The sequence below is a fragment of the Stenotrophomonas sp. GD03877 genome, from assembly GCF_029840555.1.
GTDB lineage: Bacteria > Pseudomonadota > Gammaproteobacteria > Xanthomonadales > Xanthomonadaceae > Stenotrophomonas > Stenotrophomonas geniculata.
On record NZ_JAOCCT010000002.1, the window covers coordinates 77,142 to 97,249 of the forward strand.

Here is a 20,108-nt window from a genome sequence, read left to right on the forward strand (position 1 = left end):
AGCTTTCCGCTGCTGGGGCTTCAGTCAGCCGCAGCTGCAGCCCGCAACGATGCGGCCCGCTCGGCACCCAGGTAGCGGGTGATGGCACGCCGCATCAGGTACAGCAACGGAATCAGTGCGATCGCAAAACCCATCTTGTAGATGTAGTTGACGCTGCTGACCGCCAGGAACAGCGAGGTCGGCCAGTGTTGCGGGCCCAGCACGAAGGCGATCCAGATCACCACGAAGCTGTCCACCACCTGCGAGATCGCGGTCGATCCGGTCGCACGCAGCCACACGTGGCGCTCACCGGTCGCCTGGCGGATGCGATGGAACACGGCCACGTCGATCAGCTGGCCGAGCAGGAAGGCCACCAGCGAACCGGCGATGGTCCACATGCCCTGGCCGAACACGGCTGCGAACGCGGCCTGGTAATCGGGCACGCCGTGGCCATCCATCGACGTGACCCACCAGCTGGCCGGCGCCAGTGAAATGGCGGCGAAGGCGAACAGGAAGCCGTAGCCGATCAGCACCACCGCCAGCCACGAGATGAAGCGCACGCCGCGCTTGCCGAAGAACTCGTTGATGGTGTCGGTCATGATGAACACCACCGGCCAAAGCAGGGTGCCGGCGGTGAAGCTGAGCGAGCCGGTCTGGCCGAACAGGTTCCAGTTCAGCGGAGCGATGCCGAGGGTGTCTTCCAGCGCGAAGATCTTCACCCCGATCAGCTCGGCCAGCACCGCATTGCCGCAGAAGAACGCGGCCAGCACGATGAACAACAGGACCGCGCGGTCCTGCAGCGGGCGCTCGATCGGCGCCGGGGTCATTCGGTGCGTTCGCCGGTGCGTTCGCCGGCGCGGGTGAACGGCACGCTGGACGGCGCCACGGCTCCGCCGGAAATGATGAAGCTCATGGCCTGGTCGACGGTCCAGTCGGTCGGGGTCAGCAGTTCCACCGGCACGATTTCCAGGTAGCCCGAGGTCGGGTTCGGCGTGGTGGGCACGTACACCGCGGCCAGCTCACGGTCGGTGCCGTGTTCCTTGATCACGCGGGTGACCAGGCCGACCGATTTCATGTCGCGGTGCGGGAAGTCGATCAGCACCACGCGCTGGGTGCTGCCCGGCTCGGTCTGCAGCATGTCCAGCAGCTTCTTGGCGCTGTCGTAGATGATGCTGGCCAGCGGAATGCGCTTGATGACCGCGCCGACCCAGCGCAGCAGGCGCTGGCCGAGCACGCGGCGGCTGGCCACGCCCACCGCCAGGATCACCAGCAGGGTGGCCAGCAGGGCGATGGTGTCCTGGATCCACTCGGCGCGGACCCAGCCCAGATAGTGCGGGAAGCTGGTTGCGATCTGTTCGGACAGCGGCACCACCAGCGGGCTGGAAATGCCCGACAGCAGCACGAACACGAACTTGACCACGACCCAGGTCAGCCAGATCGGCAGCAGGGTGAGCAGGCCGGTCAGGAACAGGCGCTGCAGGGAGGGGCGGGGGACCAGGGCGGGGGCTTCGAGCGACATGCGCGCATTGTAGCGGTCACTGCAGGTCGATTACGCTGGGAAATCGACTGCGGCAACGGCACATGGAAGGGAAGCTGTGTTGAAGATTCTGCGCGGACTGGGCTGGACCCTGGCAGGCCTGCTGGTGCTGGCCATCGTGGTGTGGTGCGCCTCGCGCATGTGGCCGGTACCCGAATCGCGGCTGCAGGCGCAGCAGCGACTGGAAGCACGCCTGCCGGCGACCGGGCACAACGGTTATGCCTTGTTGTGGACGCTGCCATTCGACGACCTGGATGCCCAGCAGCGCGAGCAGGCGCTGGCCGAGGATGTACGGCGCTGGGAGGCCGACCCACACGGTGAAGGCGGCGGCCGGACACACCTGGTGGCCAACCATGCCGAGCTGCACTCGCGGCCCGGTGCCAGTTGCGGGCCGGCCGCCAGCGGCTGCCTCGCCCAGGTCCGCGCGGACCCGCAACGCTTCGTGGAGGCCCACGCCGGCCACCAGCAGTTGCATGCGCGGCTGGATCAGCTGGCCGAAGCGGACTACTTCATGTCGCCGTTTCCGCCGAAGGGCGAGGGCATTCTGGTCCCGTTGCCGGCCTATGGCGTGGTGATGGACGCCACCAGTGCACGCGCGCTGGCGTACGTGCAGGGCGATATCGACGGTGCCCTGCGTGGCGCCTGCCGTGGCCTGCAGCTGGGCCGGCGGCTGGTGCCCGGCAGCAGTTATCTGGTCGAGAGCATCATCGGTGCCAGCCTGGTGCAGGCCAATGCCCAGCTGCTGGCCGACATGCTGGTCGAACTGCCTGCCGGCCATCCGTTGCCCGCGGAATGCGAACAGGCCATGCAGCCGCTGCGGGCCGAGGAACAGAGCCTGTGCCGTGCCATGCAAGGCGAGTATGCGATGAGCCGGGCGGCGATCGAGTCTTCGGCCCAGGAATTTGGCGGCGTCCTGGTACTGGATCGGAGCAGCACGTTGGCGCGCGCGGCCGGCAATCTTGGCTGGGCCTGTGGCGCAGCCGCGATGGCGGCGCTGGAGGCTGATCGGCCGCTGCCGGTACAGGCGCCGCCGCAGCGGGATTTCGGTTGCCTGTCCAATGTGATGGGGTGCGTGCTGACCGAGATCGCCGCGCCGGTCTATCCCGCGTATTCGTCACGGTCCCAGGATGCGGCGGCAATGCTGCGCCTGCTGGGTGCACAGCGCTGGTTGCGGCAGCAGGCGGAAGATCCGGCTGAGGCGCTGCAGCGGTTGCCGGCGCAGTTCCGCTCGCCGGTGCGGTCGCCGCAGCTGTCCGCCGATGGCCGCCATCTGCAGGTGCCGCGTCGTTCGCCGCCGCGTGGCAACGCTGAGAGCCCGTGGTTGTCCGTACCGCTGGTGGCTGGCGCCGGCGCAACCGCCGCTGCCCGCGACTGAGCTGTGGCTCAGTCGGTGCCGGCCTGCGGATCGAATGCCCAGCCATCGCCGACCGTCTGCAGCGTCCAGCGACGGGTGCCGTGCAGTGGCTGCCAGCGCACGCTGTCCTTGTCGTTCTCGATGCTGCCTTCGGCGCGCCTTACCTTGCGCGTGGAGAAGTTCACGCTCAGCGATTCGGTCTTTCCGGAATTGCGCATCACCGAATCCTCGTCGTAGCCGATCAGCGCGAACGCGCCGTCCTGCCAGCGGAAAGTGAAGGCGGTGGTACCCATCGACCAGCTTCCGGCGCTGGCGAATGAAAACAGCGCGACCTTCAACGTGCCACGCTGGATGCTGACACCCCCTTCTTCAAGCGGATCGCTCATCACCGGGTTCTCCGGGCGCGGAATCAGCTGATGGTCCTGCACCGCCAGCACATAGCCGGTTGGCCGTGACCATGCCACGGCGAGAATGCGCGGGTTGCTGTCATGCGGCGAGGGGCCGAAGCCATCGTGTTCGATGACGTTGCGCGGGTCCTGCTGGCGCAGTACCAGGACCAGATCAGCGCGGCCATCCTGGTCGAGATCGCCTTCGATGCTGGATTCAAGCGTCCAGCCGTTGGGCACGAACCCGGCGGCAGTGGCAGCCTGTGCCGGCAGCGTCGGGTACTGCACCGGCGGCAGGTCCAGCGCATGGGCCGCGCACGGCAGGGTGCTCAGCAGTGCAGCAAGGGTGTACGGGCGCATCGGGGCCTCCATGGCAGAGGCCAGAGGATAGCGTCCCAGCGATGATCAGCGTGCGTGTGGCTTCAGGCGCAGATAGACCTGCTTGCGGACCTGGGCGACCACCTCGCCGCTCTCATCGATCACGTCGTTGCTGAACCAGCGCAGCACCTTCTCGCCACTGGCCGCTTCCGCGCGCAGTTCGTCCAGCAGCGCGTCGTCGATGCGGAACGACGTCCGCACGATGCCACGGCCCGGCTTGAGGAAGTCGATGGCGCCGGCGCGGTCCCACACGTAGTAGTCGCGGCCGAGGATGTGCAGCAGGCCGAGCATCCAGAACGGATCGGTCATCGCGAACAGGCTGCCACCGAAGTGGGTACCGACGTAGTTGCGGTTCCATGGTCGCAGGCGCAGTTCGACATCGATCTGCCGGTAGTCCGGCGTGATGCGGGTGACGTGGATGCCGGTGAACAGGAACGGCGGCCAGAGATTGATGCCGAAGCGGAACAGGCGGGCGTTCATGCGGGTCCGGGGGCGCAGGGCGAGGCGCCCAGTCTAACCATTCGCATGCGTATGTTGCACCCCGGGCGGCGAGGGTCATGCCTCGCCGTCGATCACATACCCGTCGCGGCCGTTGGCCTTGGCCTGGTACAACGCGGTGTCGGCGCCTTCGACGAAATGGTGCGGTTGCAGCGTGCCGTCGGGTACGCGGGTGAACACGCCGATGGTGAGGGTGACGCCTGCTTCGCTGCCGTCACCGGGCGCCGGTAGTGCACGCACGCAGGCGATCAGGTCCTCGATGACCTGGCGTGCGCCTTCGGCCGGGGTATCCGGCAGCACCAGTGCGAACTCATCGCCACCGTAGCGCGCGGCCATGTCGCGTGGACGTCGCGCATGTGCACCGATCAGGCGGGCGACATCGCGCAGCACGCGGTCACCGACCTGATGCCCGTGGCGGTCGTTGTGGCGCTTGAAATGGTCAACGTCGATCAGCGCGAGGCTCAGGGATTTGCCACTGCGTCGCGCGGCATCGCATTCCTGTTGCAGCGACTGCTCGAAGCGCAGGCGATTGCCGAGACCGGTCAGCGCATCGCGATTGGCCAGGCGGTGCCAGGCCGAGACCCGCCAGGTCGCCCAGGCCAGCAGCACCAGCAGGATGCCCAGCATTGCGCTGGCCGGTGCCCACCACAGGTCACCGGCGCGCAACAGCAACCAGCTCAGCAGCGGTGGGAGCGGCAGCGAGCACAGCGCAGCAAGCCATGGCAGGCGCAGGCCGAGCAGGATCACGCACAGCGCCACCAGCACGCCGCTGATGGCGTGCTGCCAGAGGCGGGGCAGCAGATCGATCTGCTTGTGCTGCAGCAGCATCGACGCGATGTTGGCCTGGTACTCACTGCCGCTCATCCAGAACTCGCGGGTGGTCGGGGTCAGCAGCCGCGGTGCGATGCCGCTGGCGGTCATGCCTACCACGATGCGGCGGCCATGCAGCATCGCCATGTCCACGTGACCATCCAGCACGTCGGCATAGGACACCTGTGGCAGGCGCTCGGGCGGCCCGGCATAGCGCACGCGCACGTAGTCGTTGCGCCGCCATTGGTAGGGCGAACCGATCTCCGGATCAGGGTCAGGCAGGCCGTGCACCGCGCCCGGCGGCAGGGCGGCCAGCGCCAGGCCCAGTGCCGGCCAGTGAGCCTGGCCGATGCCCGCATGCAGATACACACCGCGCGCGACGCCATCGCCATCCACTTCCACGTCGGTATGGCCGATCGCCGCGGCACTGGCCGCGATCTGCGGTACCGGCAGCATTTCCTCCGCCATGCGATCACCGGCCGCGGGCGCGGCCAGCACCGGCAGCACCACCCGGCCATTGCGGCGGATCGCCGCGGCCAGCGCTTCGTCCTGGCGGCTGTCGCGTCGATCAGGTTCGGACAGCATCAGGTCCAATGCGACGCGCTCGGCACCGGCGTCGGTCAGCCGGTCCAGCAGGCGGGCATGGATCGAGCGGGGCCAGGGCCATTGGCCGATGCGCTGCAGGCTGCCCTCGTCGATGGCCACGATCAGCACGCTGGGGTCGGGGCGGTAGTCCCAGTTGCCGACCATGGCGTCATAGGCGGCTTCGTCCTGCCGCCACAGCCACTGGCCCTGGCTGGCGATCACCGTCAGCACGCCGGCCAGCAGTGCCAGCAGGATCCGCTTCGACCACGGCAGCGGCGAGCGCCTCATAACAACAGCAACAGCAGCAGGGCGCCACCACCGGCGCCGTAGCACAGGCGGCAGGGCAGCTTGATCTGCTGGGCCGGTGAGTACTCGCCCGCATGACCGTCGTCGTCGATGTACTGCACACGCACATGCAGGGTGCCGCTCCACGGCCGCTTGAAGCTGACCTGCGGCTCGCTCACGGTCTGGTCGACCAGGGGCGTCCTGAAATCGCCACGACGGTCCACCTGCACCCTGTAGCGCTGGCCTTCGCTGCCGGCCTGCCAGCGCAGGGTCAGCTCGCCATGCGCGGCTTCAGGCGGCTGCAGGGCAGGGTCGACCGGTTCATTGCTCAGCTGCAGGGGCAGGGCCTGGCCGTAGCGGCCCTGGTGGCCGTTGCCATCGCGCGACGCCACCCGCCAGAAGTACTCGCCGGGCGGCAGCGGCTGCGCCAGGCGCAGGTCGGTGCCTTGGGTGCTCTGTTCCTGCAGCGGCTGCACGAAGCTCGGCTCGGCGGCGATCTGCAGCACGCTGCTGCGCGCGCCCGGCGCCTGGCTCCAACGGAAGCGCGGGCGGTCGCTGTTGACGGTCTGCCCATGCAGGGGGGCCACGGTGAGCGGCGGTGGGGGCTGGTCGCTGAGCTCGAAATCGGCGCTGGCGTCGAGGCCTTCCACGCCCTGCGCGTCGACGGCGCGCAACAGCATGCGGAGCTGACCGGGTGGCAGGTCGCCGATCGCCAGCCGGGTGTCGGCGGTGGTGGCGGCAAACAGCAGGATTTCCGGCGTCGCTGCCTGCACCACTTCAACGCGGTAGCGCGCGGCGCCGTCGACAGGGTCCCACGCGAGCAGGGTCGGCAGGGGCGCCAGGCGCACATCGTCGCTGCGCAGCTGCGGCGCTGGAAGAAGGGCGGAGACAGCGTCCGGTGCGGCATCGGCGCTGATGCTGCGGCTGGCCTGCCCAGGCTGGACCAGGCGTTTGCCGTGGGTGTTGCCGACCTGCACCTTGCCCTGCAGTACCTCGGTGGCAGCTACGTGGCCGGTGTCACCGGCGCTGACCCGGAATACGGTACCGCGCACGCTGCTGGTCGCCGTAGGTGCGTCGATGATGTAGCGGGACGCCGGGCCACGGGCAGGTGTCACCCGGTTGCTGGCGCGGCCCTGCTGCAGGCGCAGACGGGTATCGACCATGCCGGTGTGGCCGTAGCGGCTCAGCTGGTCCAGGCGCAGCCGGGAATACTCGCGCAGCTGCAGGCGCGAGGCGTCGGCGAATTCAAGCGTGACGCTGGAGTCGCCTTCGGTCTGCACGGTGTCACCGATGCGAAGTTGTTCCCCGGCGAGTATCGCGCGCGTGGCGCTGCCATCGGCGCCGGACAATTCGACCTTGCCGCGCACCGACAGCACGCGGGCAGGTGCCGGTTCGATGCGCAGCCAGCTGATCGGGAAGCGCAGCAGCTGGCCCGGCGGCAGCTGGTAGGGGTTGTCGATGCGGTTGTGCTGTTGCAGCTGCTGCCAGCGCACCGAGGGCTTGAGGTACAGGCCTCCCAGATCCCACAGGGTATCGCCGGGACGGACCCGGTAGTTCCAGTCCTGGGCGGCGGCGATGGCCGGCAGGAAGAGAAGAGCGCAGAGCAGCGCGCCCTGGAAGCGCATGGCGAACGACAGCGAGCGGACGAAGGTCACAGTTTGCAATCCCGGCAATGCGGGGGCGCAGCTGCAAGACCCCATGGCCCCGACCTCATCCCCCCGAACGGATCGTGGCGGCCGTACGGCCGCCATCCCGCGCATTATTGCCCGCGTTCAGTGCAGGGATTCTGAACGAACCCGGCTCCCGTTCAGAACAGCAGGGAAGCCATCCGGCGACGGTACTGGCCGACCAGGTCCTCGTCGGAGATCACATTGAAGGCGTCGATCAGGGCCTTGCGCGGCAGTCCGTCCTCGAATGTGCGGTCGATCCGCAGCATTTCCAGGAACTGGGCCAGCGCGGCTTCGTCGTGGCCACCGAGCAGCAGCTGTACGCCGCGCAGGTGGCGCGCCTTGAGGTCCTTGCCATCGGCAGCGATGCGGGCGTCCAGCACTTCAGCCGCCGGGGCGTCCTTCAGGGCCGAGGTGAAGGCCAGCCGGGCGCGTGCACGCACGGCCCGGTCGTCGGTGGACAGGTTGGCGGGCAGGCCGTCAATCAGCAGGCTGGCTTCATCGACGCCACCGATCTGCAGCAGGGCCAGCGCCAGGTCGAGCTTCAGCTCGTCCTTGTCCGGCTCGGCGGCGATCTGCGCGCGCAGCACGTCCACCTGCGCCTGCGGGTCCAGCGGGGTTTCGTCTTCGGCGACGGCGTCGCCGATGTCGACCGGCACGATGCCGTGCTGGGCCAGGAATTCACGCAGCTGGCCTTCCGGAATGGCACCCGGGAAGCCGTCCACCAGCTGGCCGCCCTTGACCAGGAACACGGTCGGCACCGAGCGGATCTGGAAGGCGGCCGCGATCTGCTGTTCCTTGTCGACATCGACCTTGGCCAGCTCGAAGGCGCCGTTGTATTCGGCGGCCAGCTTTTCCAGCATCGGCCCCAGGGTCTTGCACGGCCCGCACCAGGTGGCCCAGAAGTCGACCAGTACCGGCGTCTGCAGCGACTTCTGCAGGACTTCGGCCTCGAAGGTCGCAGTGGTGGCGTCGAATACGTAGGTCGTCTCGGTCATGGGGGGAAGCATCGTTTGGCGTCTGGAGACCGATTCTATGGTGACGATCGATGCCGGTCTCAACCCGGGTTGTAGTAAATGCCTGACAATGCAGCCTTCCTGTCGCTGTTCTTTCCGGAGCCTGCATGTCGTCCCTGTCCCCGTTGCTGCGCCTGTCCGGCCTGGTCGCCGCGCTGCTGTTCGTGCTGGCGGTGCTCGGTTTCGGCGCTGGCCTGGACGGCTACGCGCAGGCCCGCCACCCGGTAGCGCTGCTGGGGGCACAGGGGGTGCCGCATGCGCTGGCCTTCAATCTGCTGGGCTTCGTGCTGCCAGGGCTGCTGGCGGTGGTTGTGGCCGAGTGCCTGCGCCGCGGGCTGCCGGCAACCGCCGGCTGGGCGCCGCGGGTGGGTAGCCAGATGCTGCTGCTGGCCGGGTTGGCGTTCGCAGCGATGGGGCTGCTGCCGCTGGATGTGGACGACCTGCACGGGCCAGCCAGCCAGCTGCATGCCAGCGCCTGGATGATCTGGGTGCTGGGTTTTGTCGCCGGGACCCTGTTGCTGGGCACGTCGCAGGTGCGCCAGGCGCATGGCCGCGCGCTGGGCGCAGTGGCGCTCGCCTGTGGCGTGCTGGCCGCGCTGGCGGCGTTTGCCCTTCAGGGCGTGCTGCCGGCGCCACTGGCACAACGGCTTGCGTTCGCCTGCTGGGCGGGCTGGCTCGCCCTGGCCCTGCCGTTGTCGCGGCCGCGCTGAGACTGGCTCCGCGCGCAATCGGCGCCGGCGGTCGACGGGCAGGATTGGAGCCATTTGCCGCACTGCGGTACGCTGTACCGCTTTGCCGCCGCAACCGCGTGTTACATGACCAGCGTCGAACCCAACGTTTACGATCCGCAGCAGGTTGAATCCGCCGCCCAGAAGTACTGGGACGCTACCCGTGCCTTCGAGGTCGATGAAGCCTCGGACAAGCCGAAGTACTACTGCCTGTCGATGCTTCCGTATCCGTCCGGTGCGCTGCACATGGGCCACGTGCGCAACTACACCATTGGCGACGTGATCAGCCGCTACAAGCGCATGACCGGCCACAACGTGCTGCAGCCGATGGGCTGGGACGCGTTCGGCCTGCCGGCGGAAAACGCGGCGATCAAGAACAAGACCGCGCCGGCGGCGTGGACCTACAAGAACATCGACCACATGCGCAGCCAGCTGCAGTCGCTGGGCTATGCCATTGACTGGTCGCGCGAGTTCGCCACCTGCCGCCCGGACTATTACGTCCATGAGCAGCGCATGTTCACCCGCCTGATGCGCAAGGGCTTGGCTTACCGCCGCAACGCGGTGGTGAACTGGGATCCGGTCGACCAGACCGTGCTGGCCAACGAGCAGGTCATCGACGGCCGCGGCTGGCGCTCCGGCGCGCTGGTCGAGAAGCGCGAGATCCCGCAGTGGTTCCTGCGCATCACCGACTACGCCCAGGAGCTGCTGGACGGCCTGGATGAGCTGGACGGCTGGCCGGAATCGGTCAAGACCATGCAGCGCAACTGGATCGGCCGTTCCGAGGGTCTGGAAATCCAGTTCGACGTGCGCGATGTCGACGGCAGCGCGCTGGACCCGCTGCGCGTGTTCACCACCCGCCCGGACACGGTGATGGGTGTGACCTTCGTGTCGATCGCCGCCGAACATCCGCTGGCGCTGCATGCGGCGAAGAACAACCCGGAGCTGGCGGCGATGCTGGCCGACCTGAAGCAGGGCGGCGTGTCCGAGGCCGAGCTGGAAACCCAGGAAAAGCGCGGCATGGATACCGGCCTGCGCGCGCTGCATCCGGTCACCGGCGAGCCGGTGCCGGTCTGGGTCGCCAACTTCGTGCTGATGGGCTACGGCACCGGCGCGGTGATGGCCGTGCCGGGCCATGACCAGCGCGACAACGAAGTGGCCAACAAGTACGGCCTGCCGATCAAGCAGGTGATCGCGCTGAAGGATGCGCGCACCGAAGAAGAGCGCACCTGGGATGGCAGCCGCTGGCAGGACTGGTACAGCGACAAGAGCCGTGCCTTCGAGCTCGTCAACTCGGCCGAGTTCGACGGCCTGGACTTCCAGGGCGCCTTCGAAGCGCTGGCTGAACGTTTCGAGCGCAAGGCCCAGGGCCAGCGCCGCGTCAACTACCGCCTGCGCGACTGGGGCGTGAGCCGCCAGCGTTACTGGGGCTGCCCGATTCCGGTGATCTACTGCGCCAAGTGCGGTGCGGTGCCGGTGCCGGAAGAGCAGCTGCCGGTGGTGCTGCCGGAGGACGTGGCGTTCTCGGGTACCGGTTCGCCGATCAAGACCGATCCGGAATGGCGCAAGACCACCTGCCCGGACTGCGGCGGTGCGGCCGAGCGCGAGACCGATACCTTCGACACCTTCATGGAGTCGAGCTGGTACTACGCCCGCTACACCTCGCCGGGTGCCCGTGACGCCGTCGACAAGCGCGGCAACTACTGGCTGCCGGTGGACCAGTACATCGGTGGTATCGAGCACGCGATCCTGCACCTGATGTATTTCCGCTTCTATCACAAGCTGCTGCGCGACGCGCGGATGGTGGACAGCAACGAACCGGCGCGCAATCTGCTGTGCCAGGGCATGGTGATTGCTGAAACCTATTACCGCCCGAACCCGGATGGCTCGAAGGACTGGATCAATCCGGCCGATGTGGAAGTGCAGCGCGACGAGCGCGGCCGCATCACCGGCGCCACCCTGATCGCCGACGGCCAGCCGGTGGTGGTTGGCGGCACCGAGAAGATGTCCAAGTCGAAGAACAACGGCGTGGACCCGCAGGCGATGGTCGGCAAGTACGGCGCCGACACCGTCCGCCTGTTCTCGATGTTCGCCGCGCCGCCGGAACAGTCGCTGGAGTGGAACGAAGCCGGCGTGGACGGCATGGCTCGTTTCCTGCGCCGCCTGTGGGCCCAGGTGCAGAAGCACGCTGCCGACGGTGCCGCCCCGGCGCTGGACGTGGCCGCGCTGGACGCCAATCAGAAGGCATTGCGCCGCAAGACCCACGAGACCATCGGCAAGGTCGGTGACGACTATGGCCGCCGCCACAGCTTCAACACCGCCATTGCCGCGGTGATGGAACTGATGAACGCGCTGGCCAAGTTCGAGGATGGCAGCGAGCAGGGCCGTGCGGTGCGCCAGGAAGCGCTGCAGGCCATCGTGCTGCTGCTCAACCCGATCACCCCGCATGCCAGCCATGCCCTGTGGCAGGTGCTGGGCCATGGCGAGACCCTTCTGGAAGACCAGCCGTTCCCGCAGGCCGATGCCGGTGCACTGGTACGCGACGCGCTGACCCTGGCCGTGCAGGTCAACGGCAAGCTGCGTGGCACCATCGACGTGGCGGCCGACGCCGCGCGCGAGCAGGTCGAGGCACTGGCCCTGGCCGAGCCCAACGCGGCCAAGTTCATGGAAGGCCTGACGGTGCGCAAGATCATCATCGTGCCCGGCAAGATCGTGAACATCGTTGCCGCCTGATGTACCCCGCACCGGCCACCCGTGTGGTGGCCGGTGCCATTCCGGTGCAGGGCCAGGCGTTTGATGGCCCTGCATTCACGCGGCTTCGGGCACGCTGTGTGTTGCCGTGATCGCCCGGCTCCGCCAGACTGTCTCCATGACCCGAATCCTGCTTGCCCTCGTTCTTGTCCTCGGCCTTGCCGGCTGCGGTTTCCATCTGCGCAACAAGCTGATGCTGCCGACCGACACGGCACCGGTGAAGGTGGTTTCCACTGCGCCGTACAGCGAACTGGTCAAGCTGCTCAACCGCAGCCTGCTGGCCTCCGGCGCCAGGCTGGCCGATGAGGACAGCAAGGAACCCAGTACCCAGCTGCAGGTGCTGTCCGAACGCTGGGGCGACCTGCCGATCGCCATCGACTCGCAGGGCCGTGCGCAGGAATACAGCCTGCGCTACGCGGTGATCTTCATTTTCCGTCGCGAAGACGGCAGCGAGCTGGTGCCGCAGCAGGTGATCGAGCTGTCGCGCGACTACGTGTCGCCGCCGACCGACGCCACCGGTACCACCACCGAACGTGAAATCCTGGCCAATGAACTGCGCCGGGAAATGTCCGCCTCGATCATCCGCCGCATCGACAGCGTGGTGCGTGCCGAGATCGAGAAGGGCGGTAGCCTGTCGGCGCCGAAGGACAAGCCGGTTGAAGGTGCGGAGCCGGCCGAACCGGTCCCCGCAGCCAAGCACTGAGCCGCGACGATGGAACTGCGTCCGGAGCAGCTGGCCAGCCAGGGCGCTGATACCGCGCTGGCGCCGGTCTACCTGATTGCCGGCCCGGAAACCCTGCGCGTGCTTGAGGCGGCCGACGCCATCCGCGCGCGCGCGCGCGCCGCCGGCATCGGCGAGCGGGAAGTGTTCGACGCCGATGGCCGTGATTTCGACTGGAACCAGCTCGACGCCAGCTTCAACGCGCCCAGCCTGTTCAGCGCCCGCCGCCTGGTCGAGGTGCGCCTGCCCAGCGGCAAGCCGGGCAAGGACGGGGCCGAGGTGATCAGCCAGTTCTGCGCCAATCCGGCGCCGGACGTGGTGCTGATGATTACCGCCAACGAATGGAGCAAGGCCCACCAGGGCAAGTGGGCCGAGGCGGTCAACCGCATCGGCGTGCTGTCGGTGGCCTGGGCGATCAAGCCGCACGAATTGCCGGACTGGATCGAGCGCCGCCTGCGTGGCAAGGGCCTGCGCGCGGACCCGGCCGCTGTGCAGCGCCTGGCCGAGCGGGTGGAAGGCAATCTGCTGGCTGCCGCCCAGGAAATCGACAAGCTGGCGCTGTTGGCCGACGGCCAGCCGCTGGACGTGGAACGGATGGAATCGCTGGTGGCCGACGCCGCGCGCTATGACGTGTTCCGGCTGGTGGAGGCGACGTTCTCCGGGCAACCGCCGGCGGTGCTGCGCATGCTGGCCGGCCTGCGCGGCGAGGGTGAGGCGGTGGCTGCACTGATGCCGATGGTGATCCGCGAACTGCTGGCTGGTGCAGGCCTGGCCCGGGTGCAGGCCCGTGGCGGCAACCTGGCCGCCGAAATGAAATCGCGCGGCATCTGGGAATCGCGGCAGGCGCCGTACAAGCGCGCGCTGCAGCGGCATCCGGAAAGCAAGCGCTGGGAGCGCTTCGTGGCTGAAGCCGGGCTGGTCGACCGCATCGCCAAGGGGCGCGCCGACGGTGATGCCTGGCTGGCGCTGGAGCGCCTGCTGGTGGCCGTGGCCGAACCGCGTGCCGTGCGTCTGCTGGCGCGGGCCTGAGCAATGAGTCTGCGGATCTATTACGGGGGCACCTTTGATCCGGTGCACCTCGGGCACCTGGCGATCGCGCGGGCTGCCCGCGACGAACTGCAGGTTGCCGTGCGCATGCTGCCGGCCGCCGATCCGCCACACCGTGCGGTGCCCGGTGCAACGGCCGAGCAGCGCTGCAGCATGCTGTCTCTGGCCATCGGCGACGAACCCGGCCTGCTGCTGGACCGGCGCGAGCTGGACCGCGCTGCCCGCTATCCCGGTCGTCCTTCCTATACCGTCGATACCCTGCGCGAACTGCGTGGCGAACTCGGTCCGAGCCGGCCGCTGGCCTGGCTGGTCGGTGCCGACAGTCTGCTGGGCCTGTCCAGCTGGCACGAATGGGAGGCGCTGTTCGGGCTGGCTCATTTCGTGGTGGCGGAGCGCCCGGGCAGCCCGTTGCAGGCTGCGGTGGATGGCGAGCTGGGCCGGGCGCTGGAAGGGCGCTGGGCCGACACCGAGCAGGCCCTGTTCGCCAGCCCGGCCGGGCGCATCCTGCGCCTGCACCACCCGCTGCGCGAGGAATCGGCCAGCGCCGTGCGTTCGCAGATCGCCGGCGGCGGCCCCTGGCGCGCCCTGCTGCCACCCGGCGTGGCGGACTATGTGGCTGCACACGGGCTGTACCGCCCGGCCACAGCGTGAATGGCGTAGCGGCGCCATCCCCGTATAATCGCCCCCACGTTTATCGAGTCGATCCACTTTGAGCAACCAGACCCAGCCCCAGACCATCAAGGTCGATCTGCCCAGCCCGCCGCCGTCCGTGCCGGAACTGCTGGCGAGCGTCCGCCAAGCCACCGAAGACCTGAAGGCCAAGGACCTGGTCGAGATCGACGTGCGCGGCCGGTCCAGCGTTGCCGACTACATGATTGTCGTTTCGGGCACCTCGACCCGCCACGTCAAGTCGATTGCCGATGAAGTGGTGCGCTTCGCCAAGAACATCGACGTGATGCCGCTGGGCGTGGAAGGCGAGCGTGAAGCCGAGTGGGTGCTGGTCGATCTGGGCGACGTGATCGTCCATGTGATGCTGCCGCGCGTGCGTGAGTTCTACGCCCTCGAGCGCCTGTGGACCGTCGGTGACCAGCCGCCGTCCAGCGACGACGAAGTGGCTTGAGCCACGCGTTGATGCATCCCTTCGACGGCGCCGATGGCACCGTCGACGTTTTGGAGGACCATTGATGAAAGCCCGCCTGATCGCCACCGGTGAACGCGCCCCCAGCTGGGTGGCGCAGGGCTTCGCCGAGTACCAGAAGCGGCTGTCGCACTGGCTGCCGTTCGAGCTGGTGGAAATCGAGCCCGGCCTGCGCGGCAAAGGCCGTGATCCGCGCCGCGCCACTGAAGATGAAGGCAAGCGGGTGATCGCTGCGCTGCCGAAGAATGCCTATGTAGTGGCGCTGGATGTGCCGGGTCGCCAGCTCAGTTCCGAACAGCTGGCACAGCGCCTGGAACACTGGCGCGGGCAGGGCAGGGACCTGGCGTTCCTGATCGGTGGCCCGGAAGGGCATTCGCCGGAAGTCTCCGCGCTGGCCGACGAGAAGTGGTCGATCGGACCGCTGACGCTGCCACACATGCTGGTACGCCTGGTGGTGGCTGAGCAGCTGTATCGGGCTGCCGCAATGATCGCCAATCACCCCTACCATCGCGCGTGAAGAGTGGTTATACTAGTCGTCTGCCCGAATAGCTCAGCCGGTTAGAGCACTTGACTGTTAATCAGGGGGTCGTTGGTTCGAGTCCAACTTCGGGCGCCACCTTGAGAAACCTGCATCGCGAGATGCAGGTTTTTTTTTGCGTCTTTGTGGAGTCGAGCTTGCTCGACTGCTGTTGTGGAGCCGAGCCGTGCTCGGCTGCCTGTGCGAAGCCGAGCGTGGGCTCGGCTCTACAGTGGCAGCGCTCCTCGCCAGAACGCCACCAGCGTGGTGATCGCCACGACCAGGATCGCGCCGAACAGCACCCACTCCCAACGCGTGAATACCCGCTCGCCGCGTTGGCGCCGGGTCAGTGCGAACAACACCACGCCGGGCACGTACAGCAATACCGACAGCAGCAGGTTGTCCAGGCCACCGGCATACACCAGCCACAGCGCATACGCACTGGCCAGCAGTGCCACCCCGAAATCACGCCAGCGCACACCCGGCTCACCGGCGTAGGCCTGCCCGCGCCAGGCCAGCTGCACGCCGAATGCCGTGGACAGGAAGTAGGGCACCAGGCTCATCGACGCGGCCAGCAGCACCAGCCCGGTGTAGCTGCCGGAACTGACCAGCACCAGCAGCAGGAACAACTGGATCAGGCCGTTGCTCAACCACAGTGCATTGGCCGGCACGCCGCGCGCGTTCTCACGGCCAAGGAAGGCGTGCATGGTGCCGTCACCTGCGGCGGCATAGAGCACTTCGGCGCACAGCAGCACCCAGGCCAACAATGCACCGAGAACGGAGATGATCGAGCCGATGATGATCACCGTCGCGCCCCATTCGCCGACAATGGCGCGCAGCACATAGGCCATCGACGGATTGGGCAGTCCGGCCAGTTCCGCCTGCGACAGCACGCCCATCGACAACAGGCTGACCAGCACCAGCAGCAGCCACACGCCAAGGAAGCCGATCACCGTGGCGCGACCCACGTCGGTGCGGCGTGCCGCGCGTCGCGAATAGATGCTGGCCCCTTCGATGCCGATGAACACCCACACGGTCACCAGCATCATGCCGCGCAGCTGCTGGCCAAGGTCGCCGAGTGCAGGCGTGCCGAGGAAATCGGCGCGGAACACGTCCATGCGGAACGCGCCGGCGGCCAGGATCAGGAACAGCGCGATCGGCAGCAGCTTGGCCACGGTCACCAGGCCGTTGACGATGGCTGCGGTGCGCAGGCCACGCAGCACCAACAGGTGCACCGTCCACAACAGCAATGACGATGCGGTCACGGCGGCCGGGGTATTGCCTTCGCCGAACACGGGCATGAAGTGGCCGAGGCCACTGAAGATCAGCACGAAGAAGCTGGCGTTGCCAAGCACCGAGGCAACCCAGTAACCCCACGCAGCGGAGAAGCCGATGTAATTGCCGAAGCCTTCGCGCGCGTATGCGTAGATGCCGGTATCGAGATCAGGCCGGCGGTTGGCCAGCGCCTGGAACACGAAGGCCAGCATCAGCATGCCCGCGCCGCTCACCGCCCAGCCGATCAGCGCGGCGGCCGGACCGGCGCTGCGCGCTACGTTCTGCGGCAATGAAAAGATACCGGCGCCGACCATCGAGCCGACCACCAGTGCGGTCAACGCGGGCAGGCCCAAGCGCTGCGATGTCGCGGCCATGGAGATCCCCTGCGGCGGTGATGCCGCGTGCACACGGTAGCCCTGTGCCCGTGAACATGCCTGCAAGGGGCAGAACGACGAAGGCCCGGGCAGCTGCCCGGGCCTTCGAAGTTGCTGCGTTGAAGCGTGTGCCTGTATTACTTGAAGGTGTACTTGGCACCGACGGTGAAGTAGCGACCGATGGCACCACTGAAGTGCATCGGGTTGTAGTTCACGCCGCCATAGGTCAGCGGATCCAGCGGAGCAATGCGGTCGAAGACGTTCTCGACCGAAGCATTCAGCTCGAACGCTTCGGTGATTGCCCAACGGCCGGAAAGGTCGAAGGTGGTGAACGAAGAGATCTTCTTCACCGGCGATCCATCGGCATAGAAGAACTGGTACTTGCCGCCGCGCTTGTCAGTGTTTTCCATGCTGGAGATGTAGTTGGCCACGCCGCTGACACTCCACGGGCCCTGCTTCCAGGTGGTACCGAAGTTGATGCGGTCCTTCGGCGTGCCGATGCAGTTGGTCACGTCGCAGTTGCCGTGCGTGCCCAGGAAGTCATCGGTGCTGGTACCGCTGGTGCGCTCGAACTTCAGCAGGTGGCTCCACTGCAGATCCATCTCCAGCTGGCCCGGGCCGATGTCGAAGGTCTGGCGGATGTCGGTGTCGATACCGCGAACGCGCGAGGAACTGGCGTTGATGTAGGCGGTGTTGACGGCCAGGATGCTGCCGGTACCGGCGACGCCGTTGAGCAGGTTGTTGTCGCGCAGGACGTTGCCAGCCCGGATCGCGTCATCGGTATCGCCCTGGGCGATCTCGTTGGTGCGCTTGATTTCCCAGGCATCGACGGTCAACGAGGTGGAGCGGGTGGGCTGCAGCACGATACCGACCGAGTAGCTCTTCGACTCTTCCGGTTTCAGGTCCTTGTTCGGGCGGGTGATGATCGCAACCGACTGCGAGCCGCAGTCGTCCGGCGAAGCACCCGGGGCCGGGTTTTCACCGTCCGGGCAACGGATCGGATCCGAGGCAGTGGAGAAGGCGGCCAGGCCACCATCGCCGTTCTCGGCCGGGTTCGGCGCGCGGAAGCCTTCGGCGTAGCTGGCGCGCAGGGCGATCCAGTCGGCCGGCGTCCACTTCACACCCAGCTTCGGCGTGGCCTTGCCTTCACCGCTCTCATACTTGTCGTAGCGCAGTGCAGCGGACAGTTCCAACTGCTCCAGCACCGGTGCCGACAGTTCGACGTAGCCGGCGTACACGTTCTGCGTGCCGTCATAGGCCGAGTAGCCCAGGCCGATGATGTCACCCGTGTCGGTGTAGGTCTGCGGGGTCAGGCTGTTGCTGGTCTTGCGCCACTCGGTACCGATCGCCAGGCCCAGCGGGCCACCCTTCAGGTCCATCAGGCTGCGCGACACGGTGAAGTCGAACATGTCCAGGCTGGACTTGGCACGTGCGCTGATCTTCGGCGAGATGTAGTCGTACAGCGCCTGGGAGTTCAGATTGGCGTTGTCGCCAATGCGCCATACGCCACCGGCACAGTTCGCGTCACCCAGTGCACACTTCACGGCGCTGTAGCGCAGGAAGCCGGTGCGCTCGTTGACCAGGTCGGTGCCCGAGTGCAGGTAGGCGGTGTCGTAGCTCCAGTCACCCCAGTTGCCCTTGATGCCGACCAGGAAACGATTGAACTCGTTTGTGTTGTCGGTCACGCGGGGGCCGACGTCCCAAGCGCTGTAGCGCAGGCGCAACGGGCCAGTACCGAGGCCGGCAGGCCGGTCAGGATGATTGGGGCCAAGCACCACAGCGCCCGGACCGCTGTTGCCGTTGACCGGGCCGCCGGGATAACCCCAGCCGCCGGACGCGGCGGACGGCGTGTTGCTGAAGGTGGTTTCCTTCTTCGAGTAGCCGATCTCGGTGTAGATTTCGCCACCTTCACCGAACGCGAAGCTGGCGCGGCCGAACACATTGACGTACTTCTCTTCCGGCGAGATGTCGCGATACAGCTGTGCCGGATCCCACAGGCAGCCCTGCGCGGCGACCGAGGCGTCGGTCTGGCCACCGATGGTGGTCAGGCCCTGGCAGCCAGGCAGTGGCACGAGGGTGGCCGGATTCGTGTCGGTGACATTGCGGTCGTCGTACACCGAGCCATTGGGACCAACGCCGCCGCGGGTCTTGCCGCTGAGGAAGGCGCCACCCAGGAACTGGGCATTGTTGCCATAGCCCCACTGGCGGGTGTCGCCGGTACCGATCCACTTGCGGTTCTTGCGGTCGCTGATCTTGATCGCGTCGCTCTTGCCGACATCCAGGCTGAAGAAGGCGTTCCATCCGTCGGTGGCCATGTCGCCGGTACCGGCGGTCAGGGTCGCTTTCTTGGTATCGCCATCGCTGTCGCCGGACAGGCCGTAGGAGCCGCGAAGGATCGCGCCCTGGAAGTCGCTGCGCAGGATGATGTTGACCACGCCAGCGATGGCGTCGGAGCCATAGATCGCCGAGGCGCCGTCCTTCAGCACTTCCACGCGTTCAACGGCGTCGAGCGGAATGGTGCTCAGGTCGGTGAAGACCTTCTGGCCGTCGTCGGCCAGGCCGTAGGTGGCCATGCGGCGACCATTCAACAGGACAAGGGTCGAGCCCGCGCCCAGGCCACGCAGCGAAATGCCGGCGCCACCGCCGGCGAAGCCGTTGCCGAACGATTTGGGAATCGAGCCGGCGCCATTGGCGGTGATGGTCTGCAGGTACTCGGCAACCGTGGTCTTGCCGGTGCGGTCGATTTCCTGGCGGGTCACCACCTGCACCGGGGACGGTGTTTCAGTGTTGGTGCGCGGGATGTTCGAACCGGTGACCGTGATGCGGTCCAGGTTGGTGGCCTTCTCCTGCGCGAAAGCGGAGGTGGACGCCACGGCGCCAACCAGCAGCAGGGTGCCGCCGGTAAGGATATGGGTGATGGACGATGCCAGGGTGGTGCGGCGGCGGCTGGCGGGCCGTTGGATCAGGTGTTTCACAGCTTCTCTCCTAACTGGAAAACCGTAGCGTTGAGGGCTGTCTCCGGTAGATTCCGGGACGGACCAATCTAGGTTTCCGGCAGGTGACGA

At 67.3% G+C, this 20,108-nt stretch carries 17 protein-coding genes and 1 tRNA gene; 9 read left to right on the forward strand and 9 right to left on the reverse strand.

What is annotated here, in order from left to right; genetic code table 11:
- Positions 1-20: 20 nt before the first annotated feature.
- Both N5D20_RS01580 and N5D20_RS01585 read right to left on the reverse strand, forming a co-directional pair.
- The gene (locus tag N5D20_RS01580) at positions 21-806 is read right to left on the reverse strand and encodes a queuosine precursor transporter (RefSeq protein WP_049437362.1); all 786 of its coding nucleotides are present in this window, start codon (positions 804-806) and stop codon (positions 21-23) included.
- Complete coding sequence (locus N5D20_RS01585; protein WP_005414135.1) at positions 803-1,498, reverse strand: DUF502 domain-containing protein; 696 nt, start codon at positions 1,496-1,498, stop codon at positions 803-805. The genes N5D20_RS01580 and N5D20_RS01585 overlap by 4 nt, the downstream gene beginning before the upstream one ends.
- A 76-nt stretch (positions 1,499-1,574) precedes the next feature.
- Here N5D20_RS01585 and N5D20_RS01590 point away from each other — a divergent pair, with 76 nt between their 5' ends.
- Entirely contained in the window at positions 1,575-2,891 is a 1,317-nt protein-coding gene (locus tag N5D20_RS01590; protein WP_197579159.1) for a hypothetical protein, read from the forward strand.
- Positions 2,892-2,899: 8 nt separating this feature from the next.
- Here N5D20_RS01590 and N5D20_RS01595 read toward each other — a convergent pair whose 3' ends face one another.
- The 5 genes from N5D20_RS01595 to trxA all read right to left on the reverse strand — a co-directional run bounded on the left by N5D20_RS01595 (position 2,900) and on the right by trxA (position 8,477).
- On the reverse strand, positions 2,900-3,616 hold the full coding sequence (locus N5D20_RS01595) for a hypothetical protein (RefSeq protein ID WP_197579160.1): 717 nt from the start codon (positions 3,614-3,616) through the stop codon (positions 2,900-2,902).
- A 45-nt stretch (positions 3,617-3,661) separates the two neighbouring features.
- The gene (locus N5D20_RS01600; RefSeq protein WP_010482929.1) at positions 3,662-4,114 is read right to left on the reverse strand and encodes a DUF4442 domain-containing protein; all 453 of its coding nucleotides are present in this window, start codon (positions 4,112-4,114) and stop codon (positions 3,662-3,664) included.
- A 75-nt stretch (positions 4,115-4,189) separates the two neighbouring features.
- Positions 4,190-5,815, reverse strand: coding sequence for a CHASE2 domain-containing protein (locus tag N5D20_RS01605; protein ID WP_049437357.1), 1,626 nt, complete (start codon positions 5,813-5,815; stop codon positions 4,190-4,192).
- On the reverse strand, positions 5,812-7,512 hold the full coding sequence (locus N5D20_RS01610; protein WP_197579161.1) for a FecR domain-containing protein: 1,701 nt from the start codon (positions 7,510-7,512) through the stop codon (positions 5,812-5,814). The genes N5D20_RS01605 and N5D20_RS01610 overlap by 4 nt, the downstream gene beginning before the upstream one ends.
- A 107-nt stretch (positions 7,513-7,619) precedes the next feature.
- Positions 7,620-8,477, reverse strand: a complete 858-nt coding sequence (trxA, locus tag N5D20_RS01615) for a thioredoxin (RefSeq protein WP_197579162.1) — start codon at positions 8,475-8,477, stop codon at positions 7,620-7,622.
- A gap of 125 nt (positions 8,478-8,602) precedes the next feature.
- Between trxA and N5D20_RS01620 the strand changes: the two genes are divergently transcribed.
- From N5D20_RS01620 to N5D20_RS01655, 8 genes are all read left to right on the forward strand, one after another.
- Positions 8,603-9,205 (forward strand): DUF998 domain-containing protein, encoded by a 603-nt coding sequence (locus tag N5D20_RS01620; protein ID WP_049437352.1) that lies wholly within the window; start codon positions 8,603-8,605, stop codon positions 9,203-9,205.
- A 105-nt stretch (positions 9,206-9,310) separates the two neighbouring features.
- A complete protein-coding gene (gene leuS, locus N5D20_RS01625; protein ID WP_049437364.1) occupies positions 9,311-11,953 on the forward strand; it encodes a leucine--tRNA ligase in 2,643 nt (880 codons plus the stop codon).
- A 136-nt stretch (positions 11,954-12,089) separates the two neighbouring features.
- Positions 12,090-12,674: an LPS assembly lipoprotein LptE gene (lptE, locus tag N5D20_RS01630; RefSeq protein WP_010482940.1), complete on the forward strand. Its 585-nt coding sequence runs from the start codon at positions 12,090-12,092 to the stop codon at positions 12,672-12,674.
- A gap of 9 nt (positions 12,675-12,683) precedes the next feature.
- Positions 12,684-13,721 (forward strand): DNA polymerase III subunit delta, encoded by a 1,038-nt coding sequence (holA, locus tag N5D20_RS01635; protein WP_043402706.1) that lies wholly within the window; start codon positions 12,684-12,686, stop codon positions 13,719-13,721.
- Positions 13,722-13,724: 3 nt separating this feature from the next.
- Positions 13,725-14,390, forward strand: coding sequence for a nicotinate-nucleotide adenylyltransferase (gene nadD / locus N5D20_RS01640; RefSeq protein WP_197579163.1), 666 nt, complete (start codon positions 13,725-13,727; stop codon positions 14,388-14,390).
- 58 nt (positions 14,391-14,448) lie between these two features.
- A complete protein-coding gene (rsfS, locus tag N5D20_RS01645; protein ID WP_005418109.1) occupies positions 14,449-14,859 on the forward strand; it encodes a ribosome silencing factor in 411 nt (136 codons plus the stop codon).
- A gap of 64 nt (positions 14,860-14,923) precedes the next feature.
- Positions 14,924-15,394, forward strand: coding sequence for a 23S rRNA (pseudouridine(1915)-N(3))-methyltransferase RlmH (gene rlmH, locus N5D20_RS01650; protein WP_005418108.1), 471 nt, complete (start codon positions 14,924-14,926; stop codon positions 15,392-15,394).
- Positions 15,395-15,416: 22 nt separating this feature from the next.
- A tRNA-Asn gene (locus N5D20_RS01655) sits at positions 15,417-15,493 on the forward strand.
- 128 nt (positions 15,494-15,621) lie between these two features.
- Here N5D20_RS01655 and N5D20_RS01660 read toward each other — a convergent pair.
- Together N5D20_RS01660 and N5D20_RS01665 are read right to left on the reverse strand one after the other, a co-directional pair.
- A complete protein-coding gene (locus N5D20_RS01660; RefSeq protein ID WP_197579164.1) occupies positions 15,622-17,043 on the reverse strand; it encodes a basic amino acid/polyamine antiporter in 1,422 nt (473 codons plus the stop codon).
- Positions 17,044-17,180: 137 nt separating this feature from the next.
- Positions 17,181-20,018: a TonB-dependent receptor gene (locus N5D20_RS01665; RefSeq protein WP_197579165.1), complete on the reverse strand. Its 2,838-nt coding sequence runs from the start codon at positions 20,016-20,018 to the stop codon at positions 17,181-17,183.
- Positions 20,019-20,108: the final 90 nt, after the last annotated feature.

What these genes read in the sequence shown, in the direction of transcription:
- N5D20_RS01580 (WP_049437362.1), bottom strand. Translation starts at nt 806, where the DNA reads ATGACCCCGGCGCCGATCGAGCGCCCGCTGCAGGACCGCGCGGTCCTG.
- N5D20_RS01585 (WP_005414135.1), bottom strand. Translation starts at nt 1,498, where the DNA reads ATGTCGCTCGAAGCCCCCGCCCTGGTCCCCCGCCCCTCCCTGCAGCGC.
- N5D20_RS01595 (WP_197579160.1), bottom strand. Translation starts at nt 3,616, where the DNA reads ATGCGCCCGTACACCCTTGCTGCACTGCTGAGCACCCTGCCGTGCGCG.
- N5D20_RS01600 (WP_010482929.1), bottom strand. Translation starts at nt 4,114, where the DNA reads ATGAACGCCCGCCTGTTCCGCTTCGGCATCAATCTCTGGCCGCCGTTC.
- N5D20_RS01605 (WP_049437357.1), bottom strand. Translation starts at nt 5,815, where the DNA reads ATGAGGCGCTCGCCGCTGCCGTGGTCGAAGCGGATCCTGCTGGCACTG.
- N5D20_RS01610 (WP_197579161.1), bottom strand. Translation starts at nt 7,512, where the DNA reads ATGGGGTCTTGCAGCTGCGCCCCCGCATTGCCGGGATTGCAAACTGTG.
- trxA (WP_197579162.1), bottom strand. Translation starts at nt 8,477, where the DNA reads ATGACCGAGACGACCTACGTATTCGACGCCACCACTGCGACCTTCGAG.
- N5D20_RS01620 (WP_049437352.1), top strand. Translation starts at nt 8,603, where the DNA reads ATGTCGTCCCTGTCCCCGTTGCTGCGCCTGTCCGGCCTGGTCGCCGCG.
- leuS (WP_049437364.1), top strand. Translation starts at nt 9,311, where the DNA reads ATGACCAGCGTCGAACCCAACGTTTACGATCCGCAGCAGGTTGAATCC.
- lptE (WP_010482940.1), top strand. Translation starts at nt 12,090, where the DNA reads ATGACCCGAATCCTGCTTGCCCTCGTTCTTGTCCTCGGCCTTGCCGGC.
- holA (WP_043402706.1), top strand. Translation starts at nt 12,684, where the DNA reads ATGGAACTGCGTCCGGAGCAGCTGGCCAGCCAGGGCGCTGATACCGCG.
- nadD (WP_197579163.1), top strand. Translation starts at nt 13,725, where the DNA reads ATGAGTCTGCGGATCTATTACGGGGGCACCTTTGATCCGGTGCACCTC.
- rlmH (WP_005418108.1), top strand. Translation starts at nt 14,924, where the DNA reads ATGAAAGCCCGCCTGATCGCCACCGGTGAACGCGCCCCCAGCTGGGTG.
- N5D20_RS01660 (WP_197579164.1), bottom strand. Translation starts at nt 17,043, where the DNA reads ATGGCCGCGACATCGCAGCGCTTGGGCCTGCCCGCGTTGACCGCACTG.